This window comes from Archangium violaceum (assembly GCF_016887565.1).
Classification (GTDB): Bacteria; Myxococcota; Myxococcia; order Myxococcales; family Myxococcaceae; genus Archangium; species Archangium violaceum_B.
Window position 1 is genome coordinate 1,104,053 of sequence record NZ_CP069396.1, and the last position, 25,183, is coordinate 1,129,235.

General features: G+C 67.2%; 18 protein-coding genes. 9 read left to right on the forward strand and 9 right to left on the reverse strand.

Features of this window, described 5'->3' with window-relative positions; genetic code table 11:
* The first annotated feature begins 33 nt into the window (after window positions 1-33).
* The 3 genes from JRI60_RS04745 (at window position 34) to JRI60_RS04755 (ending at window position 4,313) form a co-directional block, all read left to right on the forward strand.
* Complete coding sequence (locus tag JRI60_RS04745; RefSeq protein WP_204224678.1) at window positions 34-1,362, forward strand: cytochrome ubiquinol oxidase subunit I; 1,329 nt, start codon at window positions 34-36, stop codon at window positions 1,360-1,362.
* Window positions 1,352-2,401, forward strand: a complete 1,050-nt coding sequence (locus JRI60_RS04750) for a cytochrome d ubiquinol oxidase subunit II (protein WP_204224679.1) — start codon at window positions 1,352-1,354, stop codon at window positions 2,399-2,401. The genes JRI60_RS04745 and JRI60_RS04750 overlap by 11 nt, the downstream gene beginning before the upstream one ends.
* 94 nt (window positions 2,402-2,495) lie before the next feature.
* Window positions 2,496-4,313, forward strand: coding sequence for an AMP-dependent synthetase/ligase (locus JRI60_RS04755; protein WP_204224680.1), 1,818 nt, complete (start codon window positions 2,496-2,498; stop codon window positions 4,311-4,313).
* Between the two features lie 17 nt (window positions 4,314-4,330).
* On the opposite strand, the gene JRI60_RS04760 is transcribed toward JRI60_RS04755, so the two are convergent.
* Complete coding sequence (locus tag JRI60_RS04760) at window positions 4,331-6,574, reverse strand: ATP-binding protein (protein ID WP_204224681.1); 2,244 nt, start codon at window positions 6,572-6,574, stop codon at window positions 4,331-4,333.
* Between the two features lie 236 nt (window positions 6,575-6,810).
* Here JRI60_RS04760 and JRI60_RS04765 point away from each other — a divergent pair, with 236 nt between their 5' ends.
* On the forward strand, window positions 6,811-8,199 hold the full coding sequence (locus JRI60_RS04765) for an ATP-binding protein (RefSeq protein ID WP_204224682.1): 1,389 nt from the start codon (window positions 6,811-6,813) through the stop codon (window positions 8,197-8,199).
* 27 nt (window positions 8,200-8,226) lie between these two features.
* Here JRI60_RS04765 and JRI60_RS04770 read toward each other — a convergent pair whose 3' ends face one another.
* The 4 genes from JRI60_RS04770 to JRI60_RS04785 all read right to left on the reverse strand — a co-directional run bounded on the left by JRI60_RS04770 (window position 8,227) and on the right by JRI60_RS04785 (window position 12,825).
* Window positions 8,227-10,407: a prolyl oligopeptidase family serine peptidase gene (locus tag JRI60_RS04770; protein ID WP_239470349.1), complete on the reverse strand. Its 2,181-nt coding sequence runs from the start codon at window positions 10,405-10,407 to the stop codon at window positions 8,227-8,229.
* A 77-nt stretch (window positions 10,408-10,484) separates the two neighbouring features.
* Entirely contained in the window at window positions 10,485-10,877 is a 393-nt protein-coding gene (locus tag JRI60_RS04775) for an HIT family protein (protein ID WP_204224683.1), read from the reverse strand.
* Between the two features lie 92 nt (window positions 10,878-10,969).
* Window positions 10,970-11,341 carry a TfoX/Sxy family protein gene (locus JRI60_RS04780; RefSeq protein ID WP_204224684.1) on the reverse strand — a complete coding sequence of 124 codons (372 nt, stop codon included), beginning with the start codon at window positions 11,339-11,341 and terminating at the stop codon, window positions 10,970-10,972.
* A 23-nt stretch (window positions 11,342-11,364) separates the two neighbouring features.
* Window positions 11,365-12,825: an amidohydrolase family protein gene (locus JRI60_RS04785; protein ID WP_204224685.1), complete on the reverse strand. Its 1,461-nt coding sequence runs from the start codon at window positions 12,823-12,825 to the stop codon at window positions 11,365-11,367.
* 150 nt (window positions 12,826-12,975) lie between these two features.
* On the opposite strand from JRI60_RS04785, the gene JRI60_RS54345 reads away from it, so the two are divergent.
* Window positions 12,976-13,728, forward strand: coding sequence for a M23 family metallopeptidase (locus JRI60_RS54345; protein WP_204224686.1), 753 nt, complete (start codon window positions 12,976-12,978; stop codon window positions 13,726-13,728).
* A 46-nt stretch (window positions 13,729-13,774) separates the two neighbouring features.
* The gene (locus tag JRI60_RS04795; RefSeq protein ID WP_204224687.1) at window positions 13,775-14,461 is read left to right on the forward strand and encodes a hypothetical protein; all 687 of its coding nucleotides are present in this window, start codon (window positions 13,775-13,777) and stop codon (window positions 14,459-14,461) included.
* Window positions 14,462-14,494: 33 nt separating this feature from the next.
* Here the strand turns inward: JRI60_RS04795 and JRI60_RS04800 are convergent, their stop codons facing one another.
* From JRI60_RS04800 to JRI60_RS04810, 3 genes are read right to left on the reverse strand one after another with little or no spacing between them, the layout of a single operon-like run.
* The gene (locus JRI60_RS04800; protein ID WP_204224688.1) at window positions 14,495-16,033 is read right to left on the reverse strand and encodes a DUF4215 domain-containing protein; all 1,539 of its coding nucleotides are present in this window, start codon (window positions 16,031-16,033) and stop codon (window positions 14,495-14,497) included.
* A gap of 8 nt (window positions 16,034-16,041) precedes the next feature.
* Window positions 16,042-17,055 (reverse strand): hypothetical protein, encoded by a 1,014-nt coding sequence (locus JRI60_RS04805; protein WP_204224689.1) that lies wholly within the window; start codon window positions 17,053-17,055, stop codon window positions 16,042-16,044.
* Window positions 17,052-19,901 carry a protein kinase domain-containing protein gene (locus JRI60_RS04810; protein ID WP_204224690.1) on the reverse strand — a complete coding sequence of 950 codons (2,850 nt, stop codon included), beginning with the start codon at window positions 19,899-19,901 and terminating at the stop codon, window positions 17,052-17,054. The genes JRI60_RS04805 and JRI60_RS04810 overlap by 4 nt, the downstream gene beginning before the upstream one ends.
* Window positions 19,902-20,511: 610 nt before the next feature.
* Between JRI60_RS04810 and JRI60_RS04815 the strand changes: the two genes are divergently transcribed.
* The 3 genes from JRI60_RS04815 (at window position 20,512) to JRI60_RS04825 (ending at window position 23,590) form a co-directional block, all read left to right on the forward strand.
* Window positions 20,512-22,296 (forward strand): serine/threonine protein kinase, encoded by a 1,785-nt coding sequence (locus tag JRI60_RS04815; protein WP_204224691.1) that lies wholly within the window; start codon window positions 20,512-20,514, stop codon window positions 22,294-22,296.
* Window positions 22,297-22,404: 108 nt separating this feature from the next.
* A complete protein-coding gene (locus tag JRI60_RS04820; RefSeq protein ID WP_204224692.1) occupies window positions 22,405-23,346 on the forward strand; it encodes a DUF2381 family protein in 942 nt (313 codons plus the stop codon).
* A 49-nt stretch (window positions 23,347-23,395) separates the two neighbouring features.
* Window positions 23,396-23,590: a hypothetical protein gene (locus tag JRI60_RS04825; protein ID WP_204224693.1), complete on the forward strand. Its 195-nt coding sequence runs from the start codon at window positions 23,396-23,398 to the stop codon at window positions 23,588-23,590.
* A gap of 50 nt (window positions 23,591-23,640) precedes the next feature.
* Here JRI60_RS04825 and JRI60_RS04830 read toward each other — a convergent pair whose 3' ends face one another.
* Window positions 23,641-25,182, reverse strand: coding sequence for a DUF4215 domain-containing protein (locus tag JRI60_RS04830; protein WP_204224694.1), 1,542 nt, complete (start codon window positions 25,180-25,182; stop codon window positions 23,641-23,643).
* Window position 25,183: the final 1 nt, after the last annotated feature.

Consider the following 25,183-nt stretch of genomic DNA (forward strand, 5'->3'; position numbering starts at 1 on the left):
GGAATTGGCGCATAAAGCAGACTCATCCACGCCATGGATCTGCTCTACGCACGCGCCCAGATGGGGTTGTCGCTCGCCTTCCACATCATCTTCGCGGCCGCGGGCATCGCGCTGCCGCTGTTGATGGTGCTCAGTGACGTGAAGGCCCGGAGGACGGGCGACGCGGACTACGTGCAACTCAGCAAGAAGCTGGCGAAGGGCACGGCCATCCTCTTCGCGGTGGGGGCGGTGAGCGGCACGGTGCTGTCCTTCGAGCTGGGGCTCTTGTGGCCCGAGTTCATGGGGACATACGGAGAAGTGATAGGGCTGCCCTTCGCGCTGGAGGGGACGGCCTTCTTCACCGAGGCGGTGTTCCTCGGCATCTACCTGTACGGGCGGGAGCGGATACCGGCGGGGCTGCACCTCTTCTCGGGGGTGATGGTGGCGCTGAGCGGCGCGGCGAGCGCCTTCTTCGTCACGCTGGTGAACGCCTTCATGAACCACCCGGCGGGCTTCACGCCCACGCCGGGAGGGCCGGTGAACGTGGACCCGGTGGCGGCGATGTTCAGCCCGGGCTGGGCCTACCAGGTGCTGCACACGCTGCTGGCGTGCTACCAGGCCAGTGCCTTCGCCATGGCGGGCATCCACGCCTTCGTGCTGCTGCGGCACCCGGGCGCGGCCTTCCACCGCAAGGCGCTCTCCGTGGCCCTGCCGCTCGCGTGCGTCTCCGCGCTGCTGCAACCGTTCGCGGGAGACCTGGAGGCGGAGCACATCGCCCATGCGCAGCCGGTGAAGCTGGCGGCGGCGGAGGGACTCTTCGAGACGCAGCGGGGCGCCCCCCTGAGCGTGGGCGGGCTGCCGGACGTGGAGACGCGCACCACGCCCTACGCCCTCGAGATACCCAAGGGGCTGTCGATGCTGGCGTTCAGGGATCCGGACGCGGAGGTGAAGGGGCTGAACGACTTCCCGCGCGACGAGTGGCCGCCGGTGCTCAAGGTGCACCTGGCCTTCCAGGTCATGGTGGGCACGGGCGGGCTGATGGCGTTGCTGTCGGTGGTGACGCTCTTCCTGCGCTGGCGGCACAAGGCGTGGCCCGAGGGACGGCGGGTGCTGTGGGGCTGGCTGCTGTGCGGACCGCTCGGGGTGGTGGCGATGGAGGCCGGGTGGCTCGTCACCGAGTGGGGACGCCAGCCGTGGATCATCCGCGGGGTGATGCGCACGGCGGACGCGGTGACGCCGGTGGCGAACCTGGGCGTGCCCTTCTGGACGTTCACGCTCGTCTACCTCTTCCTGGGGGCGATGGTGGTGTTCCTCCTGGTGCGGCAGGTGTCGGGCACGCTGCCGGGCCGCGCGCCCCCGTCGGAGGTGGCCCATGTCCACTGAGCTGTGGTTGCTGGGCGGAGCGCTGGTGGGCAGCTTCGTCCTCTACGCGCTCTTCGGGGGCGCGGACTTCGGCGGCGGGGTGTGGGACCTGCTGGCCTCGGGGCCCCGGAAGGCGGAGCAGCGGGCGCTCATCGCCAGGGCGCTCGGGCCGGTGTGGGAGGTGAACCACGTCTGGCTCATCATCGGCGTCGTCATCCTCTTCGGCGTCTTCCCCAGGGCCTTCGCGGTGCTGTCGGTGGCGCTGCACGTGCCGCTGACGCTGCTGCTGCTGGGCATCATCTTCCGGGGCACGGCCTTCACCTTCCGCACCTACGACGCGCGGGGAGACAGGGTGCAGCGGCGCTGGGGGCTCGTCTTCAGCGTGGCGAGTGTGCTGGCGCCCGTGCTGCTGGGCATGTGCGTGGGCGCGGTGGTGAGCGGAGACATCCACGTGAGGGGGCTGAAGGTGGAGAGCGGCTTCATCTCCGCGTGGCTGTCGCCCTTCGCGCTGGCGGTGGGGGTGCTGGCGCTGTGCCTCTTCGCCTTCCTGGCGGCGGTGTACCTCACGGCGGAGACGAGCGAGCCCGCGCTCCAGGAGGACTTCCGGCGGCGGGCGCTGGGGGCGGGCGTGGCGGTGTTCCTCGCGGCCCTCGGGGTGCTGGTGCTGGCGCGGGGTGGGGCGCCCCGGGTGTGGTCGGGGCTGACGGGCTCGCCCTTCGCGCTGGCGCTGCATGGGGCCACGGCGGTGGCGGCGGTGCTGGCCTTCGGACTGTTGCTCACCCGACACTTCTGGCCGGCGCGCGTGGCGGCGGCGGCGCAGGTGGGCCTCATCGTCGCGGGGTGGGCGGCCTCCCAGTATCCCTACCTCGTGGTGCCGGATGTCACCCTCCAGGGCGCGGCGGCGAACGTGGCCACCCAGCGGGCGCTCTTGGTGGCGCTCGCTGTGGGCGGGGCCCTCATCTTCCCGTCCCTGGTGTTCCTGTTGAGGGTGTTCCAGTCGCCCCGCCCACCATTTTCCACCCCAGGTGCGAGTGGAAGCGCCTCCAGACCCGTGCAGTAGGGCCTCCAAATGAAATGAGGTAGCGTCCCGGGCCTCATGCACGGGGGGGAGCTTCAAAACCGTCCACCTCCCAGCACCCAAGGAGCCCGAGCACATGGCGAGCCCCAAGTTCGAGACGCTGGTCGACATCTTCCTGCAGAGCACCGCCCACTTCGGTCCCCGCCAGCTGTTTGGCGAGAAGAAGAACGGCCAATGGACGTGGATGACGTACGTCCAGTTCGGTCAGATGGTGGATGACCTGCGCGGGGGGTTGTCCCAGCTGGGGGTGACGCACGGAGACCGGGTGGCCGTCATCTCCAACAACCGCCACGAGTGGGCGGTGGGCGCCTATGCCTGCTACACGCTGGGAGCTGCCTACGTCCCCATGTACGAGCAGCAGCAGGAGAAGGAGTGGCTGTACATCCTCAACAACTGCGGCGCCAAGGTGGTGTTCGTCGCCACGGATGCCATCGCCGCCAAGTTGAAGTCGCTCAGCTCGGAGCTGCCCAAGCTGGAGCACATCATCCGCTTCACCGGCACCCCGCATGAGACGGACAGCTTCGCCTGTCTGCTGCGCCGGGGCGCGGAGACGCCCAGCCCCCTCGTGCAGCCCAAACCGACGGACCTCTGTGGCCTCATCTACACCTCGGGCACCACCGGCAACCCCAAGGGCGTGATGCTCAGCCACGCGAACGTCGCGCGCAACGTGGCCGCCATGCACGAAATCTTCCCCATGGCCGAGGACGACCGCTCGCTGTCCTTCCTGCCGTGGGCGCACGTCTTCGGCCAGTCGGTGGAGCTGCACGGCCTGTTCTCCATGGGCGCCGCCATGGGCATCGCCGAGGCGGTGGACAAGATCATCGACAACCTGAGCGAGGTGAAGCCCACGCTGCTGTTCTCGGTGCCGCGCATCTTCAACCGCATCTATGACGGGCTGCAGAAGCGCATGGCGTCGGAGTCGCCCATCAAGCGCATGCTCTTCACCCGGGGCCTGGAGGTGGCCCGGCAGCGCCGCGAGCTGACGGACCGCAAGGACAACAGCCTGCTGGTGGATCTGCAGCACACCTTCTTCGACAAGGTCGTCTTCTCCAAGGTGCGCGCCCGGTTCGGCGGCCGGCTGAAGTACGCCTTCAGCGGCGGCGCGGCCATCTCCCGCGAGGTGGCGGAGTTCATCGACAACCTCGGCATCACCGTCTACGAGGGCTACGGCCTCACCGAGACGTCCCCCATCGCCACCGCCAACTTCCCGGGCAACCGGAAGATCGGCTCGGTGGGCAAGGCCATCCCCGGCACGCGCGTGGAGATCGACCGCACGGAGACGGGTGACCCCAAGCAGGGGGAGATCGTCGTCCACGGCCACAACGTGATGGTGGGCTACTACAACATGCCCGACGAGAACGCGAAGGCCTTCACGGGCGACGGTGGCTACAGGACGGGCGACATGGGCTACGTGGATGACGACGGGTACCTGTGGATCACCGGCCGCATCAAGGAGCAGTACAAGCTGGAGAACGGCAAGTACGTGGTGCCGGTGCCCATCGAGCAGGCGCTGCAGCTCTCGACCTTCATCGCCAACGTGATGGTGCACGGGCAGAACAAGCCCTTCAACGTGGCCATCATCGTCCCGGACATGGAGTCGCTGAAGAAGTGGGCGGCGGAGAAGGGGCTGGATGCGACGTCGATTCCCGAGCTGCTCAAGCGCGAAGAGGTGCAGCAGCTCTACCGGGAGCAGATCCTCGAGCACACCAAGAGCATCAAGGGGTACGAGAAGCCGCAGCGCTTCCTGCTCATCAGCGAGGACTTCACCACGGCCAACGACATGCTGACGGCGTCGCTGAAGCTCAAGCGGCGCAGCGTGCTCAAGAAGTACGACGAGGCCGTGGAGGAGCTGTACCGCGAGGCGGAGAAGAGCGGCGAGTTCCGAGCGGCTTGAGCCTCGCGCTTCTCGAGCTAGGTGGCCACCGGCAGCGTGAAGAAGAAGGTGCTGCCGGAGCCCACCTGGCTCTCCACCCACAGCTGGCCTCCGTGGGCTTCGATGATGCCCTTGGCGATGTAGAGGCCCAGCCCGGTGCCCTCCCGCGCACGCTTCTTGGCTTGCCAGTACCGGTTGAACAGGTGGGGCAACTGCTCCGCGGGAATGCCCGGGCCGGTGTCCTTCACGGCGAACCTCACGGCCTTCCCCACCAGCTCGAGCGTGAGCTGGATGGTGCCTCCTTCCGGGGTGAACTTGATGGCGTTTCCCATCAGGTTCGACATCGCCTGGAAGATCCGGTCCCGGTCGGCTCGGATCAGCACCTCAGGATGACTCACGTGCTGTGAGATGGACAGCCGCTTCTGCTCCGCGATCGGACGTAGGCTCTCCAGACACTCCTCGAGCAGGCTCTCCAACTCCTCCGGCACGGGCTCGATGACGAAGCGTCCCGCCTCGATCTTCGCGAGGTCGAGCAGGTCCCGGATGAGGGTGTTCATCCGCTCCGTCGCGCGCTGAATGCGCTCGGCTGAGTTCTGGAGCCGCCGCCAGGGGCCTTCGTGGTCCAGAGGCAATGCCCGGAGGATGGAGCCTACCTGGAGATGGATGACCCCGAGCGGGTTCTTCAAATCGTGCGAGACGACCGCCACCAGATCGTCCCGGGCCTGGACGGCCTTCTGCTCCCGGAGCACCTGATGCCCCAGGTCCACCTCGATGGCGTAGCGCCTCAGGTCCGCGGCGGCTTCCACCTCGGCCGGCGTCCACGGCGGCGAGGTCGAGCGGACGACCTCCTTCCACAGCTCGAACGAGCGGCGCGGGTGGAGGCGTAGCTCCTGTCCCTCCCGCTCGACGGGCTTGGTGGGGTCGCCTCCCCAGTTCACCGTCTGGATGACCTCCGGCCGGAACCACAGGACGTAGTCGGGGGCGGGCTTGGGAAGGGAGACCGCGAGCAGGCCGCTGGCGACCTCCTTGAATGTCTCCGCCGGCGGGTAGAGGCCAGGCAGGGCCCTGGTGTGGAAGAGGCCCTCCTTGACCGTCTCGCGCAGCCACTCGACGAGGCCCTCGATGGCCGATTCTGGAGGGACACGCCCCACTGTCCAGCACCTGCCTTCGCGGAACACGGCCGCGCCGCTCGCTCCCACGAGCCCCAGCAGCTCTTCTGGCTGCTTGACGAGGCCGGCGAGGGCCTCTTCCTCTTCGGCCCGCATCGCTCCCACCAGGCGCTCCTGGAGCCCGCGCAGCTTCTGGCGGAGCTCCTGCTTCTCGCGCTCCTGCCTGGCCCCTATCAGCTGAGCGGTGATGCGGCCGATGAGCTCACACGCGGCCCGCAGCTCATAGGAGAGGTACCTCGGGGAGGAATGGTTCCCGCAGGAGATCAGCCCCCAGAGCTTGTTGCCATGGACGAGGGAGATGCTCATGGAGGCGCGGAGACCCAGGTTCCGCATGTACTCGATGTGAATGGGCGAGACACTCCGGAGCACGGAGAAGCTCAAGTCGAGGGGCTGCTGGTTGTCAGGCCGGAGGCTGGGAAGGATGGGCGCGGGCCTGTACTCCCTGTCGGGGATGATGCGCAGCCAGTTGAGCAGGTAGAGCCGGCGTGCCTGCTGGGGGATGTCCGAGGCGGGATAATGAAGGCCGAGATACGCATCCAGGCCCTCCAGCTTGTCCTCGGACAGGACCTCGCCATTGTCCTCCTCATCGAAGCGGTAGATCGTGACCCGCTCGAACCCCGTGAGCCGGCGCACCTCGGCGGCGGCCGTGTCGCAGAGCTCGCGCAGGTTCTCCGCCGCCTGCAACCGGGCGAGGGCCCGCTGGAGGAGTCGCTGGGGGGACCACCCATCTTCCCCCTCCGTCATGGGCCGTACCGGCTCGAGCTCCAAGAGGGTGGCGCCCTGGTGGCGATGGACGATTCCGTCGAAGGCGCGCGAGCCCACCGTGACAGGAAACGGGTTGTTCTCCTGGGGACGGTCGCTCCGCAGCGCTTCGGTCAGCAGGCCCAGCGAGGTCGCATCGAGCAGGTTTCCGAGCGGGCGGCCCAATAGCAGCTCCGGTTCGATGCCCAGGATGTCCGCCACGTTCGCGCTCACCTGAGCGACCGTCAGCGCGGGCTCGTGCAGGGCGAACAGGACGCCATGCGGCTGAATGGCGCCCGGAATGTGGATGGGTTCCTTGGCGCAGTTGGTCAGGTCGACGGCTTTTCCGGGCAAGGACGTGTCGGTCTTCATCGGGAAAGTCCTGGCGGAGACATCTGCTCGTTACTCCACAATGCTGCCTACCCGCTGACGACTGGAAGAGAGCATGGACGACTGCGAGGTCGTCGGCTCGCCTGCCTGGAGGCAGACCCACCATTCCAAGGATTGCGCACGCAATACTCCACGGACCCGATGCCGCGGATGCAGTCCCTCGGGCAGTGGAGGGCAAATGGAAGAGGGGGGACCCCCCTTGGTGGTAATGTCATGACATGACCTCCGCACCCGGACGTTCAGCGCACAGCCAGAACCAGCATCCGCGGAGGGCTGAGGACAACCACACCGTTCAGTTCTACGAGGACCCAACGTTCCTCTTCGACGTGGTGGTGCGATTCGTGGACGCGGGGTTCCAGGCGGGTGAACCCGCTGTCATCATCGCCACGGAAGCGCACCGAGCGGGCCTGGTGCAGCGGCTGAAGGCGAAGGGCTTCGACGTGGAGCGTGCCCGCGAGGACGGGCGGCTCGTCCTCCTCGACGCTCGGGACACCCTGGCCAGGTTCATGGTCGGGGGGCTGCCTGACTGGAGTCGCTTCCGGGGTGTTATCGGTGGGGTTCTCGACAGGAGTCATCGGAACGCTGGGGGGGCAGGTGTTCGTGCCTACGGCGAGATGGTGGACCTGCTCTGGAAGGAGCGAAACCCGCAGGCCGCACTGCTGCTGGAGGAGCAGTGGAACGAGCTCGGCAAGGAGCACCCCTTCAGCCTGCTGTGTGGTTACGAGATGGGAAACTTCCGCACGAAGGACGATGCGCAGGCGTTCCACGAAGTCTGCTCCGCACACTCCCACGTCATTCCCGCCGAGAAGTATTCACAAGCCGAGTCCCTCGATGCGCGCCTGCGCGAAGTCTCCGTTCTCCAGCAGCGCGCCCAGGCGCTCGAAGCTGAAATCGAGCACCGGAAGCGGATCGAGAAGGAGCTGTTGGAGGCGCTGAAGCTGCGTGATGATTTCCTGTCCATTGCCGGGCATGAGCTGAAGACACCCCTCACCACTCTCCAACTCCATGTCCAATCACTCCTGGGCATGGTGAAGGAGAGGGGGGAGGAGCGCCTGAAGGAGAAATTGGAAAAAGCGCGGCGGCAGACCGAGCGGCTCGCCGCGCTCACGGATGAGCTTCTGGATGTTGCCCGCCTCAGCACGGGCCAACTCACGCTTCGGTTGGAGGAGTGTGACTTGTCAGCACTCGTGCTCGACGTGGTGGACCGTTTCGCCGAAGCGGTGGCCCGGTCGGAATGTCAGCTCAGGGTGAGCGTGGAGGAGCACGTGAGGGGGCAGTGGGACCGGTTACGTATCGAGCAGGTGATAACGAACCTGCTCTCCAACGCGCTCAAGTACGGGGTTGGCAAACCCGTGGAAGTGCGGGTGAACGCGGGGATGGGCCGAGCGCGGCTGTCCGTCCGGGATAACGGCATGGGCATTCCGCTCAAGGATCAGGCTCGCATCTTCGACCGATTCGAGCGGGCGGTGTCCTCACGGAATTACGGCGGACTCGGGCTCGGGCTCTGGATTACCCGGCAAGTGGTCGAAGCGCACGGTGGCGTCGTTCGCGTCGAGAGCGAGCCAGGGAATGGGGCCACGTTCATTGTCGAGCTAGGGCTGGGGTGAGGGTCGTCCCCTCACCCGCGGCTCACATCATTTCGACGCGGGCACGGCCACCTTGCCGGACACGGGCCGGTACTTCATGCCCAGCTCGTTGAAGAGGAAGGCGAAGACGTCCACCGACTCTTCGATCTCCTCCGCCAGCGGCGTGCCGATGCCGTGACCGAGGTTGTTGGTGCGCAGCAGCACCGGACGCCTGGAGCCCGTGGCCGCCTGCAGCCGAGCCACCATCTTGCGCGAGTGGAACGGGTCCACCCGGGGGTCATTCTCCCCCGAGGTGAAGAGCACCGAGGGGTACTTCACCCCGTCCTTCACGTGGTGCAGCGGTGAGTAGCCGTACAGCGTCTGGAACTGCTCGGGGTCCTTCACCGAGCCGTACTCGGTGGTGTTGAACTGGCCGTTGGGCGTGAGCTCCACCCGAAGCATGTCGTAGATGCCCACGTGCGCCAGCACGGTGCGGTACAGCTCCGGGTGCTGGGTGAGCGCCGCGCCCATGAGCAGGCCGCCGTTGCTGCCGCCCTCGATGGCCAGCCGCTCGGGCTTCGTCCACTTCTTCTCCACCAGCAGCTTCGCGCAGGCGTGGAAGTCATCGAAGACGTTCTGCTTCTTCGTCAGCGAGCCGTTGGCGTGCCACGCCTCGCCGAACTCCGAGCCGCCGCGCAGGTTGGCGATGGCCACCACGCCGCCCTGCTCGATGAAGGCCAGATCGAGCACGCTGAAGCCCGGAGAGACGGCGATGTTGAAGCCGCCATAGCCGGTGAGCAGCGTGGGGTTGTTGCCATCGAGCTTCGTGCCCCGGGCATGCAGGAGGTTGAGCGGCACCTGGGTGCCATCCTTCGAGGAGCACAGGACACGCTCCACCTGCACGTTGCGCGTGTCCAGGGGCGAGGTCCGCCCCAGCGACGTCTTCGCCAGCTTCCCGTCCTTCGCCGCGTAGCGGTACACGGTGAAGGGCTCGGTATAGCTGGTGGAGGAGAGCAGGACGTCGTCACCGCTCAGCGGCACCACCGAGCCCACGCTGGACACCGGGGCCGTGGGCACCACGCCGAGCTCCTTGCCGTCCAGGCCCACCATGCGCAGCTGGTTGGGGCCTCCCAGCTGCTCCTTCACGTACAGGCGGGTGGCCGTGGGGCGGAAGCTCTCGATGGAGGCCTGGCCCTCGGGGATGACGACGGTGGCCTTGTCCAGCGACGGCGTGGCGAGCGGAATCCTCAGCACCTTGCCGCGCGGCGCGTCCTTGCGCGACAGCACGTAGAGCGCCCCGTCCCGCCCGAAGCTCGCGGCGACGAGCTTGTCCTCGAAGCGGGATACCCGCGTCCACGTGCCCTGGGGACCGCGCAGGTGCAGCGCGTACTCACCGCCATCCCCGTTGCCCAGCAGGGCCAGCACGTACGCGCCGTCCTCGGACGTCTGCAACTGGTAATTGGCGATGCGTGGCGCGTCCCGGCCCAGCTCGTAGGTGTCCTTCTCCGTCGGCGTGCCGAGCTTGTGGAAGTACACCTGCTGGTAGAAGTCCCGGTCCTCGGGAGGACGCTCCTCGCCGCGCGGGTAGCGCGTGTAGAAGAAGCCCGTGCCATCCGCGTTCCAGGTGAGACCGCCGCCAGCCGTGCCGCCGTTCACCCGGGGGACCACCTCGCCGGACAGCGGCTTGCCGGTGGCCACGTCGTAGACGGTGACATCTCCGCTCTCGGTCCCGTCCTTCGACAGCGACACCGCGACCTTCTTGCCGTCCAGCGAGGGCACGTAGAAGTCCAGCGTGGTGCGGCCGCTGGGGTCCAGCTCCGCGGGATCCAACAGCACGCGCGCCGAGGACGGGTCCTCCGAGGTCAACACCACCAGCAGCGGCTGGGGCCTGGGCGGCTGGAACTTCAGGGCGAAGAGCACGCCACCCCGCCAGGAGTCCACGGAGTGGGCCGGGGACTCATGGGAGAGCAGCGCGGTGAGGCGCGCGCGGATGGCCCCGCGCGAGGGCAGCTTGTCGAGCACCGCGCGCGTGTGCGCCATCTGCCCCTCGACCCACTTGCGGACCTCGGGGTCGTCCCCCTTCTCGAGCCACTGGTACGGGTCCTCGACCTTCACGCCATGGTAGGTGTCCACCACGGGCTTCTTCGCCGCGACGGGCGGCGGAGGCACGGCTCCCTTGCCGCCAGCGGACGACGCCAGCGGCAGGAGGAGCGACAGCGCGGCGAGCGCCGGCTTCAGGCTGTGTTGCACGGAGTCCCTCGGGTTGGTTGAGGGCCCGCAGCCTGCCACGCGGCGCCTCCGTCCGCTCGTCCCGCCGCGTCAGCGGCTCACTGCCCGCGGATGCGCGCGGCCAGCTTCGCCAGCTCGCCAGGGTCCATCGGGCTGCCGGCGAACGAGGGCAGCTCCGCCATGGAGTCGCTGGGGATGAGGTGCACGTGGGCATGCGGCACCTCGTAGCCGAGCACCACCTCCACCACGCGCTGGCACTGCGTGCGCTCCTTGAGCAGCCGCGCCACGGTGCGCACCGCCTGCATCAGCGCGCCATACGCCTCGGGCTCCATGTCGAAGAGGTAGTCCACCCCCACCTTGGGGATGACGAGCGTGTGCCCGGGCCTCAGCGGACGGATGTCCAGGAAGGCCAGGTGCCGGTCGTCCTCCCACACCTTGTGGCAGGGAATCTCGCCTCGGACGATCTTCGAGAAGATGGTGTCTGCGGCCACGGTGCTGCCTCCGTTGAAGGAAGAGGCGGCAGGATAGCGGCTGCCGCCACGAAGGGTGCCGGGCTCGTGCGGAAAGTGAGGACCGGTGACAGTCAGGCACGCCGCGAGGGGCGGGCGGGCTTCTTCTTCTGGGCGGCCCTCAGGGCGGCTTCCACCGCGCGGCGCGCCCAGGGCAACAGTGCGTGGGCGTCGTCGACCGCGTCCGGCGGAGGCGTCCAGTACGACATGGTGACGGGCTTGCGGCCGTTGCCCGCGTCGTAGACGAAGGGCTCGCCTCCCGCGGACTCGAAGGCGGGGCGCGTGGTGTCGTCCGTCTTGAGGTAGAGCCGGTCCTCGGCGATGAGGCCGAACATCCTCCCGCCCTGGTACAGGCCCCACCCGCCGAACATGTTGCGCGCCTGCACGGGGCCGAGGGGCTCCAGCAGCTCCAGCGTGTACTCCACGTAGCTATCCATGCGCGCCATGCGGTGGCCTCCGGTTCACCCCATCATGGAACCGCCGAGGCGGTGGTGGCCACGCTCTTCTTCGCCCGGGGCGGCGCGTTCGCCACCACCACCGTGCGCTCCAGCATCGCGTCCAGCTCGCTCCTCGACAGCCAGTGCCCGCGCACCATCACCCCGGCGATGGCGCGCGTGTGCCGCACGTCCTCCAGCGGGTTGGCGTCCAGCAACAGCAGGTCCGCGCGCTTGCCCGCGGCCACCGTGCCCCAGGTGCCCGCCTCACCCAGGTACTCCGCCGCGTTGCGCGTGGCCGCCTCCAGCACCCCGTAGGCCGGAATCCCCGCCGCCGCCAGCGCCTCCATCTCCCGGTGCACCGCGAAGCCCGCCACCATGAAGAGCTGCGGCGAGTCCGAGCCCACCAGCAGCTTCGCCCCCGCCGTGTACAGCCCGCGCGCCAGCTGCCGCCGCAGCTCGGCGAACCGGCGCTTGCGCTCCGCCGGCACTCCCGCCATCTGCGGGTCCGCCGTTACCATCCGCGTCCACGCTTCCACGGACGCCTGCGGCGCGTAGCGCAGCTCCGGACGCGCACGCAGCGCCTCCACACCCTCGGGGCTCGTCACCGTCTCGAAGAGGGCCAGCGTGGGCGAGCTCCACACCCCCGCCTTCCTCGTGGCCTCCGCCAGCGCGGGGATGCGCGCCGGGTCCATCCGCTCCAGCGGCTCGCCCACCTCCACCTGGCCCACCTCCGCCCTCGCGGCGTCGTTCTCCGGCAGCAGCTCGTTGAGGTAGCCGTCCAGGTGTTCGATCTGCTGCCCTGCCTCCAGGGCATGGAAGAGCCCCACGTCCGGCGTCACGTGGCCGCTCACCTTCAGCCCCTGGGTGCGCGCCTCGGCCACCATGGCGTCGTAGCTCTCTCGGCCCAGGGAGCCGTGTGTCTTCAGCAGGTCGTAGCCCACCACCTTGTACTCGCGCACCCGCTGGCGCACCTGCTCCGGATTCCGCACCGACTTGCCATGCAGTGAAGGCCCCGCGACGCGCAGCGTGGGTCCCAGCACCTCCCCGCGCGCCACCCGGTCCCTCACCACCCGGGTGGTGTCCTTGGGGCCTCCCAGCGCCCGCGCCGAGGTGACGCCATTGGCCAGCAGCAACGCGAGCACCTGCCCGGCGGGATCCTCCGGCTGCCCCGTTCCGGGCACCAGGTGCAGGTGCATGTCCACCAGCCCGGGCATCAGATATCGGCCCTGGCCCTCCACGCGCACCGCGCCCCGGGGCACCCGCGTGGAGTCCACCGGGCCCAGGGCCACGATGCGCTCCCCCCTCACCACCACCGTCTGGTGGGCGAGCAGGTGCTCGGAGTCCATGGGCACCACGTTCACATCCACGAAGGCCACCACGCTCTCCGCCGGCTCCTCGCTCGCGGGTGCGGTGGCGGAGCCCGCCGCGCAGGCCGTCATCCCGAGTACCACCCCCAGGGCCATCCACCGAAGCCACCGTGTCTCTCGCCGCATGTGTGTCTTTCCCCCTCACCCGGGTCTCCGGGCGGCGCGGCCAACAGAGCTGTCTGGCTGCTTGTTCCCGGGACCAGGGAACGAGCAGGAAAGCGGAAAAGGAGTTTGAAATACAGCAGTGGCACTCCGCCGTTTATGCGCGGCCCTCCCATGATCCTGCCTACGCTCTTCCTGCTTGCTTCCGCTCCGGCAGTCCCCTCCGCCCGCAACACCGTGGTTCCCGAGATGGGCGTCCCGTTTGCCTGTGGCCGGGTGTTCCCGGTGAGCCAGGGCCACGACACGGGCAGCCACCTCCAGAACGACACCTACGCCTGGGATTTCCGCATGCCCATCGGCACCCCCATCGTCGCCGCGCAGGACGGCGTGGTGCGCATGGCGCGCGGTGACAGCAACCAGGGCGCGTGCGATCCGAAGATGGCGCAGTACGCCAACTACATCGTCATCTCCCACGAGGGCGGCGTCGAGACCCAGTACCTCCACTTCAGCGCCGTGGTGGTGAAGCCAGGCGACAAGGTGCGCAAGGGTCAGCTCATCGGCTACTCGGGCAACACCGGCTGGTCCTGCGGCCCCCATCTGCACTTCAAGGTGGCCCAGACCCGGGGCAACGGGTGGAACAACCCCTCCGTGCCCGCGCTCATCGCCGGCTACGGCGACCCGGTGCGCGACACCCTCATCGCCGCTCCCGCGTGTGGCAACACGGGCGACATGCCGGTGATGGCCGCCAATGACGCGGCGCGTGGCAGCGAGCCGCTCGCGCCCGCCTCGGCCTCGCCTCGCGATGGCGAGCAGGCCGCGGGTGGCATCCCGGCCGGGGCCAAGGCCATTCTGGAGCGCGCGACGCCCGCCGCGAATCGCGCGTCGGATGCGGCCGGGGGCTCGCGCCAGGCCAGCCGCTCCGAGTAGGCGCGGAACGCCGTGGAGCGGCTGCCCGTCAGCTCTCCATGCTAGCGTGCACCTCATCGGTGAACCCCCCGACGAGGTGGCCATGCTGTTCTTCGACCTGGAGGCCTATGCGCCTCCGAGCGAGCGCGCCACGAGCCTGAGCTCGCTCGTCGTCAATCCCGCGAGACCGGGCCACCTGTTGCTCGGGGGCTGCTTCTTCAGCAAGCGCTTCGAGCAGTCCATTCCAGAGACGCCCGAGGTCCAGGGGCTGTGGCTGTGGGACTTCGAGTCCGAGGCCGCGCTGCTCCGGGCCATCAAGGCGCGCTTCGAGGAGGAGTGGAAGCGCCAGCGGGCCGAGGGTGTGCGGGTGCTCGGCAAGCCCGCGACGGACCTGGTGGTGTGTGGCGCGGGGATCGCCAAATTCGACCTGCCGGCGCTCTACTGCCGCTCGCTCTTCAACGAGATCGCCGACCCGGCCGAGCTGTTCGAGGTCTTCTTCAAGGCCCGGCCGATCGACCTGGCGAACGAGGCGAGCTTCCTCTTCCCCGAGGAGCCCATCCTGTACCCCAAGACGACCAAGGAGATGGCCGGGCGTCTAGGGCTGCGAGAGAAGAAGGGCTCCAGCAAGGGCGTGTGGGAGAGCTACGAGAGCGGCGACTACCGCGCCATCGAGCAGCGGACCGCGGAGGAGCTGCTGCTGGTGCTCGACATCTACGAGCGCCTGCGCGGGCGGATTGTCAGGTCCGCCCGGTAGGGGTGAGTCGAGGGCGCTTGCGAGTCCCGGGGCTTACTTGGGCTGGCAGGTTCCCTTGGCGCTACCGAGCGGAATGTCGCACTTCAGATCGAACGTGCAGTCTTCGTCACGCACGCACCCCGTGTAACGCGGGCAGTTATAACCAGAGCCGCCGGACATTCCTTCCACTCTGAGATTGTTGTTGTTGCCTGACTTTCTGATTTGGTGGTTACCTGCCGTTCCCATGCTTCTGTGTGAGAGTTGTACTTCGTTCCAGTTGATTGAGAATACGTAGACCCTGAAGCCATTGGGGGTCCCGTTGCTGATTGCGGCCGCGATCTGGTCGGCTACTTCGTTGGGATGTTTTTTGTCAGAGATGTCGACCTTGATGTTGTTTTTGGCCACTCCGTCGTTCGTTACATCGAACTCGAAGTGTAGCCGGTCCAGGACGCCGTCATTGATGGAAAACGTTGCGCCGTCCGAGATGTTGTCGGTAGGAACGGCAATGATTTTTCCGGTCGCATAACTGGCGTCTTGCCTGTTTTTGCAGTCGGCACTGCAGGTGCCGCAGTCAACGTTGTTCCCGTCGTCACACAGCTCTTTGGTGCTGACGTTCACAATGCCGTCGCCGCACCAGTTCCACTTGCAGTTGTAGTTGCAGCCAGGGTGGGCACCGGGATCGCAATCTTCTACATTGCTTTGCACGTATCCATCACCGCACCGTGCCGGCTGACACGTGCTCGTGCAACCATCCGTGTCCTCGGTATTTCTGTCATCGCACAGCTCTCCGGCACTGGTGTTCACGATGCCGTCGCCGCATTCTGGCTTCGTGCAGTCGTAGTCGCAAGTTTTTGACGGGCCCCCAGTATCGCACTGCTCGGTACGTGGCGCCTTGCTGTCTACCTTCCCATCGCCGCAGGTGGCGAGCACGCAGGTGGTGAGACAATCGTCTTCATCGCTGGTGTTCCCGTCATCGCACTGCTCGTCAATCTCGCGAATGCCATTGCCGCATTCCTTGCCCGAGCGGCAGTCGTGGTTGCAGTCGTCACCGCTTTGTGTGTTCCCGTCGTCACACACCTCGCCTGCTTCTCTGTCAACGATACCGTTGCCGCAGGTTTCGTTGGACAGGCAGTCAGCGTTGCAGCCATCTACGCTCTTGGTGTTCCCATCGTCACACACCTCACCCACGCTGTAGTCCACGATGCCGTTGCCACACGCCTCATTGGACTTGCAGTCGGAACTACACTGGTCCCCGCTGTCGTTGTCCCCGTCATCGCACTTCTCACCGGCGACCATGTCCACGATGCGGTTTCCGCAGGTTTCGTCGGACAGGCAGTCTGAACTGCAGCCATCTCCGCTCTTCGTATTGCCGTCGTCACACACCTCGCTTGCCTGGATGACATTGTCGCCGCAGTCGTTCTTGATGCACTTGTCCTCCTTGGCGGCACACTTCTGTCCAGCCGGACAGACCAGACCGGACGGACAGTCCACGCTTTCGGGCTGAAGGCAGGCCGCAAGAGGCAGGACCAGGAGCGCCAGCGCGAACGGGAGCAGGGGCGCCCGAAGAACAGGAGGATGGGTTTCTCGTCTCATCGTGCACCTCAGAATCGGAAGGTGGCCAGGAGTCCGTTGGTGTCGCCGACGAGCGGGGTGACGTTCACCACCTCCGCGCCCGTGGCCGGGTTGATGCGATGGGGCTGGGGCCGGTTGAGGTAGAGAAGCACCGCACTGCCCACCAACGCGGCCCCTCCGAGCGCATATGCGCCGTATGCCGCCGTCTGCAGGGTGTCGCCCCGGGCTCGCGTGTTCGCGAGCCCCGGCTCCGGCTCGCAGCCGCCGCACTGCACGATTCCCGCATCGAAGCCGCGGTAGTCCTTGTCGGTCTGCAGGTGCAGCAACCCGCCTCCCGCCGCCACCGCCAGTCCCGAGCCCATCACCGCCCAGGGGATCCAGACCGGCCACCGGCTCCGATGCACGATGAGCTGCTCCTCGGTGTACAGCTTGAGGTTCAGGTTCGCCCGCTCGCCAGGGTTCAAGACCAGGCTCGTGTTGTCGACGTACACGTAGCCCTTCTTGATGGCGACGAGGCTGTGCATGCCGGGATGCATCAGTCCCTCGAAGCGACCCGGCGCCACGAAGAGGGCCCGGCCGTCCAACGTCACCGTGGCGTCGGGCTCGTCACAGGTGATCTGCACCCAGGTCAATTGATTCTCGAGCAGGTTCTTGTATTTGAGCGCGTGCTGGTACTTCTCGGAATCCAGCGGGTCCGGGCCATAGTGCGTCGCCGCCACCAGTTGCGCATGCGTCTCGGTGGGCTGATTGAAGTTCATCAGCGCCAGCGCCAGGTTGTAATGGATGGCGGGGTGCTTCCAGTGCTCGAGTGCTGCACGGTACTTCTTCTCGGCCTCCACGAAGACCGACTCCTCCATGAAGGCATTGCCCGCCTGGAACAGCTCATCCGCGGCCTTCCGCTCCCCGGGCGAGACGCCCTGCGCCCACGGGCCGTATCCAAGACTGGTGTTGGATTGTTGCTCGTCCGCCGCGACAGCCCAGGTCGACAGCAACACCGCCGTCGAGGCGAGGACGAGCGGCAACCCGTTCATCGTCCTTTTCATGGTTGAGCCCTCACTTTCAGCTGCCTCATGATGGGACTGCCGAGCTGTTCTTCCCGGCGACGGGCCATCTCGCGTTCACGTTTCAGCGCCTTTTCGAGCTCTTGTGCCGCGCGGGTCGCCTTTTCCTCGGCCTCGAGTGCCTTCTTCGCGTTCATCTCGGCTCGCACCCGGGCGCTCCGGGCACGTTTCTCCAACTCCCGGGCCCTCTTCACCATGGCCAGCAACTGACTGTTCTTCCCCAGCAGCGCGTTGTTGGTGCGCTCCACTTCCGCCGCCGCTTCCTCCGCCGCCAGCTGGGCCCTCTTCGCTTCCTCCGCCGCCTTCTGGCGCTCCAACTCCTTGGCCTGTACCTCCGCCAGGTGCTGCTTCGCTTCCGCCTCGGCTCCTCGCGCCAGCGTCTCGGCTTGCTTCGCCACCTGGGCCTGGTGCTCGGCCTCCTGCTTCGCGCCGCGGATGACCACCAGTGCCACCGCCGCCGCGACGACCAGCAACCCCAGGAATGTCGTGGCGCCGATGAGCAGCGCCCGTTTCAGCCGGGTGGCCCGCTTCGCCTGCGTGAAGACCGCCTCGAGGAACTCCTGCTGCAGCTTCGGCAGCTCTCCGCGATAGCGGCGCTGGAAGCGCTGCGCCTCCTCCACCATCTCTCCGCGCCACAGCAGGTTGTCGTCGAAGTGCTTCGCCTGCCACTGCCGGGTCGCGTTGCGCAGCTGCTCCAGGAAGCCCGCGTCCTCCTGGCCCTCGTCCAACCAGCGGCGCAGCGTGGGCCAGCTGTGCAGGAGCGACTCGTGGACGAGCTCCACCGTTGCCCCCGTGGCGCCACTTCCCGTCTGTACGACCAGCAGGCGCGCCTGCACGAGGTGGTCGATGAGCCGCTGCATCTCCCCCGCGTCCTTCGTCAGCTCGCGCAGCTCCTCCAACGACACGATGGCACGCGTGCGCTCGGGCGTGACGAGGCGCAGGAAGAGCGCTCGCACCAGCGTGCGCTCCTGCGTGGACAGGCCGGACAGCACGCTGTCGGCGTGGCTGGCGAGCGCTCCGGCGATGCCTCCAATGGACTTGTAGGCGCTCTCCGTGAGCAGCTTGAGCGAGGGATCTCTCGCCTCCCACAGCTGGGTGGCGGCGAACTGCAGCAGCGGCAGCGCTCCCTGGGCGGACTCCAGGTGCTCCAGCATGTTGTCCACCATGGCTGGAGTCTCGAAGCGGTAGCCGGCCATCTCCGCCGGTTGGATGAGCGCGTCGCGCAGGCCGTCCCGGTTGGGCGGGGTGAGGAAATAGAGGCCCTGGCTCAGCTCGGCCATGAAGCGCTCGTCCTCTGGCACCCGGTCCAGGAAGTCCGAGCGGATGGAGAGCACCACGCGGATGGGCGAGGTGGCGTCATCGGCGATGCCGGAGAGGCACGCGGTGAAGGCCAGGCGCTCCTTCGCGTCCGGCACCAGGGTGTAGAGCTCTTCGAACTGGTCGATGAAGAGCAGAATCCTCTGCTGCTTGCGCCGGGCGCGGCTGCGCAGCACGCTGCCCACGTAGCCGGGCTCGACGCGCAGACGCTCGACCAGCTCCTGCTGCTCCCGGATGTCCTCCTCGATGCTGGGAGAGGAGCTCACGAGCGGCGCCACCACGCCCGCCAGCGCCGACAGCGGACTGCGGCCAGGGCGGATGACGAACGATTCCCAGGGCGTGCCGGAGCGCTTGAGGACCGGCACGACGCCAGCGCGCACGAACGAGGACTTGCCCGTGCCCGACGGCCCCACCACCGCCAGCAGTGGCTGGTCGTTGATGCGGTTCACCAGGGCCGCGATTTCACGGGTGCGGCCGAAGAAGCGGTTCGCGTCGGCCTCCTGGAAGGAGCTGAGGCCCGCGTAGGGGCTCCCATCGATGCGCAGCTCGGGGCCGCCCTGGCGCCCCGGCAGGAAGGGCTCCAGCGCCCGCAGCAGCGAGTGCGCGTCCGGGAAGCGCTGTTCCTTGTGCTTGAGCAGGCAGCGGTCGACGATGTCGGCCAGCTCCTTCGGCACGTCCGGCGCTACGGTGCGCAGGCCGGGCATCGGCTCGTCGAGCAACCCGGTCACCGCCAGCTGCGGGCCGCTCGTCGTCCCCAGCGGATGCTGGCCCGCGAGCATCCGGAACAGCATGATGCCCACCGCCCAGATGTCCGTCCGGTGGTCGATGGGCACGCCGTTCCCCCACTGCTCGGGGGACATGTACGCCATCGTCCCCAGGATGGCGCCGCGGCGGGTGAGGTCTCCGGCCTCTCCGTCGAGCAGCCTTCCCACGAACGTGTCTGAGGAGGTGCTGAGCGCGGGCCGCTCCTCTTCCTGCAACACCTTGGCGATGCCGAAGTCGAGCACCTTGATGCCGCCCGAGTCCGTCACGAGGATGTTCTCGGGCTTGAGGTCCCGGTGGACGATGTTCTGGGCATGGGCGCAGGCCAACGCGCGCACCACGGGCACCATCAGCTCCACCGCCCGAGCGTGGGGGGTCCGCTGGCCCGCCACGAGCTTCTTCAATGGCTGGCCCTGAAGGTACTCCAGCACCATGAACGGACTGCCGGCGTGCTCGTCGACCTCGTAGATGATGACGATGTTCTCGTGGCTGCACCGCGCGGTGGCTTGCGCCTCGATGATGAAGCGCTTGGTGAGGTCCGTGTCCTGGGTGTGCAGGAACTTGATGGCCACGCGGCGGCCCAACCGTGTGTCGCGGGCGAGGTAGACGGTGCCCATTCCACCGCTGCCGAGCTCCCGGATGAGCTCGTAATGCTTGATGCGCGTACCGGGTCCGAGCTCTTCGCTGGAAGGGCCCGGGGCTCCGGTGGATGGGATCGAGCGCAAGGCACTGCTCTGGTTCTTGGTCATGTCTGGCCGGCCTCCCCAGGACATTCAGGGACTCGATGGGCGTAGATGGACGTCGACGCTCCCTTCCGGAAGCGTTCAATTCCTCTCACCTCGGCCTGGTGGGGCGGAGCCAGCGCGGTGTGGTGGACCGCCGAGAGAGCGAGGAACAAGCAGGCGCTTCGACGGGGGGCCTTGCTTGTCTGGTTTGGGGCAACGACGGCTACACGATGGCCATCCCCTTGCACCCTCGCCTACCCCCGACACGAGTGCAGGGCTTCTGTTCGCTGTTCAGCGAAATCGTAAAAATGCACAGGGGCATCTCGTCCGGGGAGAAGGCGCTCCTGGACGGGCTCACTGGAAAACCCGCTCCAGAGGCACCTCCCGGCCGCGTACTGCTCGAACTGGTCCGACCATCGGACCACTTGCTCGAACTCGAGCCCGGAGGCCGCCTTCTTTTCGCTCCGGGACCATGTTGAAGAACCTGTCGGACACTCCACCAGCGGGCACACACATGACGCCTCGAGAAGAGGCGCTCTGGGAACGGAACCTGCTAAGTTGAGGTCCTGGGAGGTAGGCCCATGACCTCACATCCGCATTCCCCTGTTCCAGAAACCAGTGACACGAGGGCGCCATGAATGAGCTCAACATGCCGCCACTGCCGCCCGGCACGCTCATCGCCGGTGACGTGGTGGAGGCCGTGTTGGGCGCGGGTGGCTTCGGCACCGTGTACCAGGTGCGTGGCCCCGAAGGACGCCGCGCCGCCCTCAAGATGATTCCGCTGGAGAACGGCGAGGACAGAGCTTGGCGCGAGGCCCTCATCGGCTCGCGCCTGAGCCTGCAGCACCCCAATCTGGCGCGGGTGCTGGGCGCGGGCAGCTGGCCCGCCAAAGACCCCCGCTTCGTCTACCTGAAGCAGGAACTGGTGGACGGCGTGACGCTGGACGTGTGGGCGCGCGAGCACGCCGTGGACACCAGCCAGGTGGTGGACAGGGTGCTGGAGGTGGCACGGGCCCTGGCGGTGGTGCACGAAGCCAGGGTGGTGCACCGGGACGTGAAGGAGGCCAATATCCTGGTACGCCGGAGTGACGGGCAGGCGGTGCTGGTGGACTTCGGGGTGGGCTACTACGCCGGGGCACCCACTATTACCGAGGGCCTGTTTCCCCCGGACACGCCCCGTTACCGCAGTCCCGAGGCATGGCGCTTCGGCCGGGAGAACAAGGACGTGCCGGGCGCGCACTACCGGGCCGGGGTGGGCGATGACCTGTACGCGTTAGGTGTCGTCTTCTACCGGCTGCTGACAGGCAGAGACCCCTTCCTGCTGGGCGAGCGTGGAGGCGTGGACGTGGAGGCCGTGCTGCACGAGGCGCCGCTGCCGCCGCACCTCGTCAACCCGCGCGTCCCCCGGGCAGTGGAAGAGATGTGCCTGCGGCTTCTGGAGAAGACGCCCGAAGCGCGCTATCCGGGCGCGGTGGCGCTGTGCGCGGCCTTGGAGGCGCTGAGGGCCCAGGCGGACGAGTCCTGGAAGGTGCCACTGCTCGGCGGGGGGCGTGTGGCCGGCAAGGACAAACAGTGGGCACGCGTACGCGTACGGCGTGCGGCGACCTGGGCGGGCGTGGGGTTGGGGTTGGGGTTGGGACTGGTGCTGGGCGGCGCATGGCTCGCCGGACAGCGGAGGGCCGGGCGCGAGACGGCCACCGTCTCCTCACCCGTCACGTCACCCGCTGAGTCTCCAACCCGGGAGGCCAGTGTTGGCCAGGAAGTGGCGGCCTCGGAGTCACCGCCGGAATCTTCACGGGCCGCGACTCCGCCGCCGGTGGATCCTCCCCCCGCGGCCGCCGCTTCGCCCGCGGCGTCCGGAAAGGACACAGCTCCCGTGAAGAAGCAGCAGAAGCAGCAGACGAACGGCCCCCAGCGGGAAACACAGCCCAGGAGCGCAGGGGCCGCCGCGCGCAACGTGTGTCTGGGCCTGACGGGAGCCGCCCTGCAGGCCTGCCTCAGTGCGCAGCAGCAGGTGCCGCCGGTGCGCCCGATGCCTCCACCCCAGGAGTGCCCTGCCGGCGCAGTGGAAACCATGACTCGCACGCTCGGCCTGCACATCGGGGACGTCACCAGTGGCCAGTGGTCCGACGTGCGGGGCCGGCCCGTTCCCGTGCGCGAGGACACCCCATTCACCGTGGCCGGTATCTGGAAGAATCTCCCAGATGAAACTCGCCTCTACGGGCGGCTCTATTTCGGCGAGAAGCGCGTGTACGGCCGCTTCACCGAGGCCCGCACAACGACTGGAGAGACGTACAAGGTCTGCCTGCGACTGGGCTACCGCGGTGAGCCCGGCACGCTCATCCAGCCCGGCAGCACGCCGGAGAACATGTTGGTCGGTCCCATCGCGGAGGTGGAGGTCGTGGACCACTTCGACTAGAGCCGACGGAGTACCTGTCGATAGCGAGCCGCCATGCACTACCGGGCGGGAGGTGTGGTAGAGGCCCACTTCTCCGGTCTCATCCACGTCCCTGGAGGTTCCCGTCCCGTGTTCGTCCTGTCCTCCGCCGCCCTCCTGGAGTTCGTCCTGCTCGCCGCACCCGCTGGCGCCGCCGAGTGGCTCCCGTTCCCCACCTGCGAGACGGGCACACGCCACATCGAACTGGAAGCGGATGCCCCAGACAGTTCCCCAGAGGTGTGCATCCACCCGGAGCTGTCCACCACCCTGGTCTTCGACTCGAAGCTGGCGCGTGTGGAGTTGGCCTCGCGAGAGCGGTTCCGGGTGATAGAGGGGGACGTCGGTCTCACGCTCGTCCCCACGGAGGCGCTTCAGAATGGGGAGCGCGTGCCGCTGATAGTCCATTTCCGGGATGGTGCGGCCCCGGCGAACATCACCTTCCAACTGGTGGTGCATCCCTCCGAGGCTGAACGGCAGGTGGAAGTGACACGCCACCCGCGCACGCTGGCTTCCTACCGGCAGGGCGAGCAGCAGGCGCGGGCGGAAGCTCAACAGTGCCGGGAGGACAAGGCACGCCTCCAGGCCGAGTGCGGCGGGCTGGCGGGGCTCACGGGCCTCATCGCCCAGGGGCGCCTGGGCGAAGGGGGCGTGGCTTACAGAGACCTCGGCTTCGACATCACCTCACGTCCCGGCAACACTGTCACCAGCCAGTACGCGAGCAGCTACCGCTCCGACACCTATCGCGAGGGCAAGAGAACCGGCGTGGTGCGGCTGGCCGTGAAACAGGAGCTTTGGAACAAGAGAAAGACGCCCTGGACGCCCGCCGGTGCTGCACTGGTGGGTTCCAGGCGCAAGGAATTGAAGGCGCTCAGCGTCTGGCCAGGGGAGTCCATTCCGCCGGGGCAGAAGCGCCAGGTGGTGGTGGAGGTGGAGGCGACGGAGAGCGAGGCACGAGGCACCTTCACGCTCGAGATGTGGAGCCAGGAAGACGCAGTTCGGGTCGAGCGCTTCGATGGCGTGACGTTCCCGTAGGCCGTCACACATGACCAGCGAGCCCGACCCAGGGCTAGCGCTCCGCGCCATGACAGCTGGCAAAGGCGCGAATCAGGTCATCGAACACCTGCTCGATGTCGAGCTCCTCAAGTGCGTGCGGGAGAGCTATGAGAGCGGCGACTACCGCGCCACCGAGCAGCGGACCGCGGACGAGCTGCTGCTGGTGCTCGACATCTACGAGCGCCTGCGCGGGCGGATTGTCCGGCCTGAGCGGCGAGGCTGAGTCACGCCTCGCCAGCTTCAGCCCGGAGTCCGCCCGTGGACCGTTGAACGTCAGTCCGTGCAGCGGCCGTTCTCGCAGTCCAGGCCGCTTTTGCAATCACTGTCGAGTCTGCACGAAATCCCCTCCCCGCATCCTTCACCACTGCCTCCGGCCATTCCTTCTGTTGCGAAGAGGTCGTGATCCACCGTGTCGGTGATGGGTTTATTGCCACCAGAGCCCGCTGCGTCGTTTTCGAGATTGATGACATTCCAACGGACCGAAGTTACCTCGATGTCGAGGCTCGAGTACCTGATCTCGCCTGCGAGGGCATCAGCTACCTCGTCCGGCTGTGGTCGGTTGCGGATGTCGACACAGCGAGTGTTGTCGGAGCATCCCTTGTCGTCTTTGTTGAACTCGAAGGTCACGCTCTTCTGGCCATCGTGAATGAATATTTTCTCGCCATCATTGAGCGCGTCTCTGGGGAGGTTGATGATGCTTCCCTTCGCTGGTTTGAGGTCCTGCCACTGCTTGCATGAGCTGTTACAGGTGCCGCAGGGCAGATTGTTCCCATCGTCACATACCTCACCAGCACGGGTGTTCACGATGCCGTCGCCGCATGCGGAAATCGTGCAGTTGAGGTTGCAGTTCGGGTCGTTTTTGGGATCGCACTTCTCTTGGCGCAAAGAGGTGCTGTCGACGTTCCCATCGCCGCAGAAGGTCACCTTGCAGTCGTTGCTGCAATCATCGGTGCTGATGCCGTTTCCGTCATCGCACTGCTCCGTGGGATCCAGTTTGCCGTTGCCGCATGCCACGCCCGGACCCTTGCAATTGGCGCTGCACGCATCGCCATCCTGCTGGTTGCTGTCGTCGCAGATTTCACCGACGGATATGTCCACGGTGCCGTTGCCGCACTTCTCGTTGGACTTGCAGTTGGCGCTGCAGCCGTCGCCAGCTTCATTGTTGCCGTCGTCGCAGACCTCACCGACGGATACGTCCACGATGCTGTTGCCGCATCTCTCGTCGGATTTGCAGTCTCCGCGGCAGCCGTCATTGCTATCGTTGTTGCCGTCGTCGCAGACCTCTCCCTTGGAGCGGTCCGTATAGTTGTTGCCGCAGAGCTCGTTGGACAGGCAGTCTCCGCTGCAACCATCGTTGCTCTCTTTGTTGCCGTCGTCGCACGTCTCGCCCACCTTCGTGTCCACGAGCCCATTGCCGCAGAACTCGTTGGACAGGCAATCGGCACTGCACCCATCTCCATCCCGGGTGTTGCCGTCATCGCAGGCCTCCGTCTTGGTGCCACTCGCCGTGCTGACGACATCCACGATGTTGTTGCCGCAGCTCTCATTGGACCTGCAGTCGGAGCTGCAACCGTCGCCATTGATGGCGTTGCCGTCGTCGCACGCCTCCGTGGCCTGGACGATGCCATCGCCGCAGTCCGTCTTGAGGCATGAGTCTCCATTGGCGGAACATCTCTGCCCGGCGGGGCAGACCCGGCCGGACGCACACTCCACGCTCGTCGGCTCGAGGCAGGACGGGAGTGACAGGGCCAGCAGCACCACCAGGAGCGTGGGAACGACGGCGATACGAGCAAGGTGAAGGGGCTCTTGTCTCATC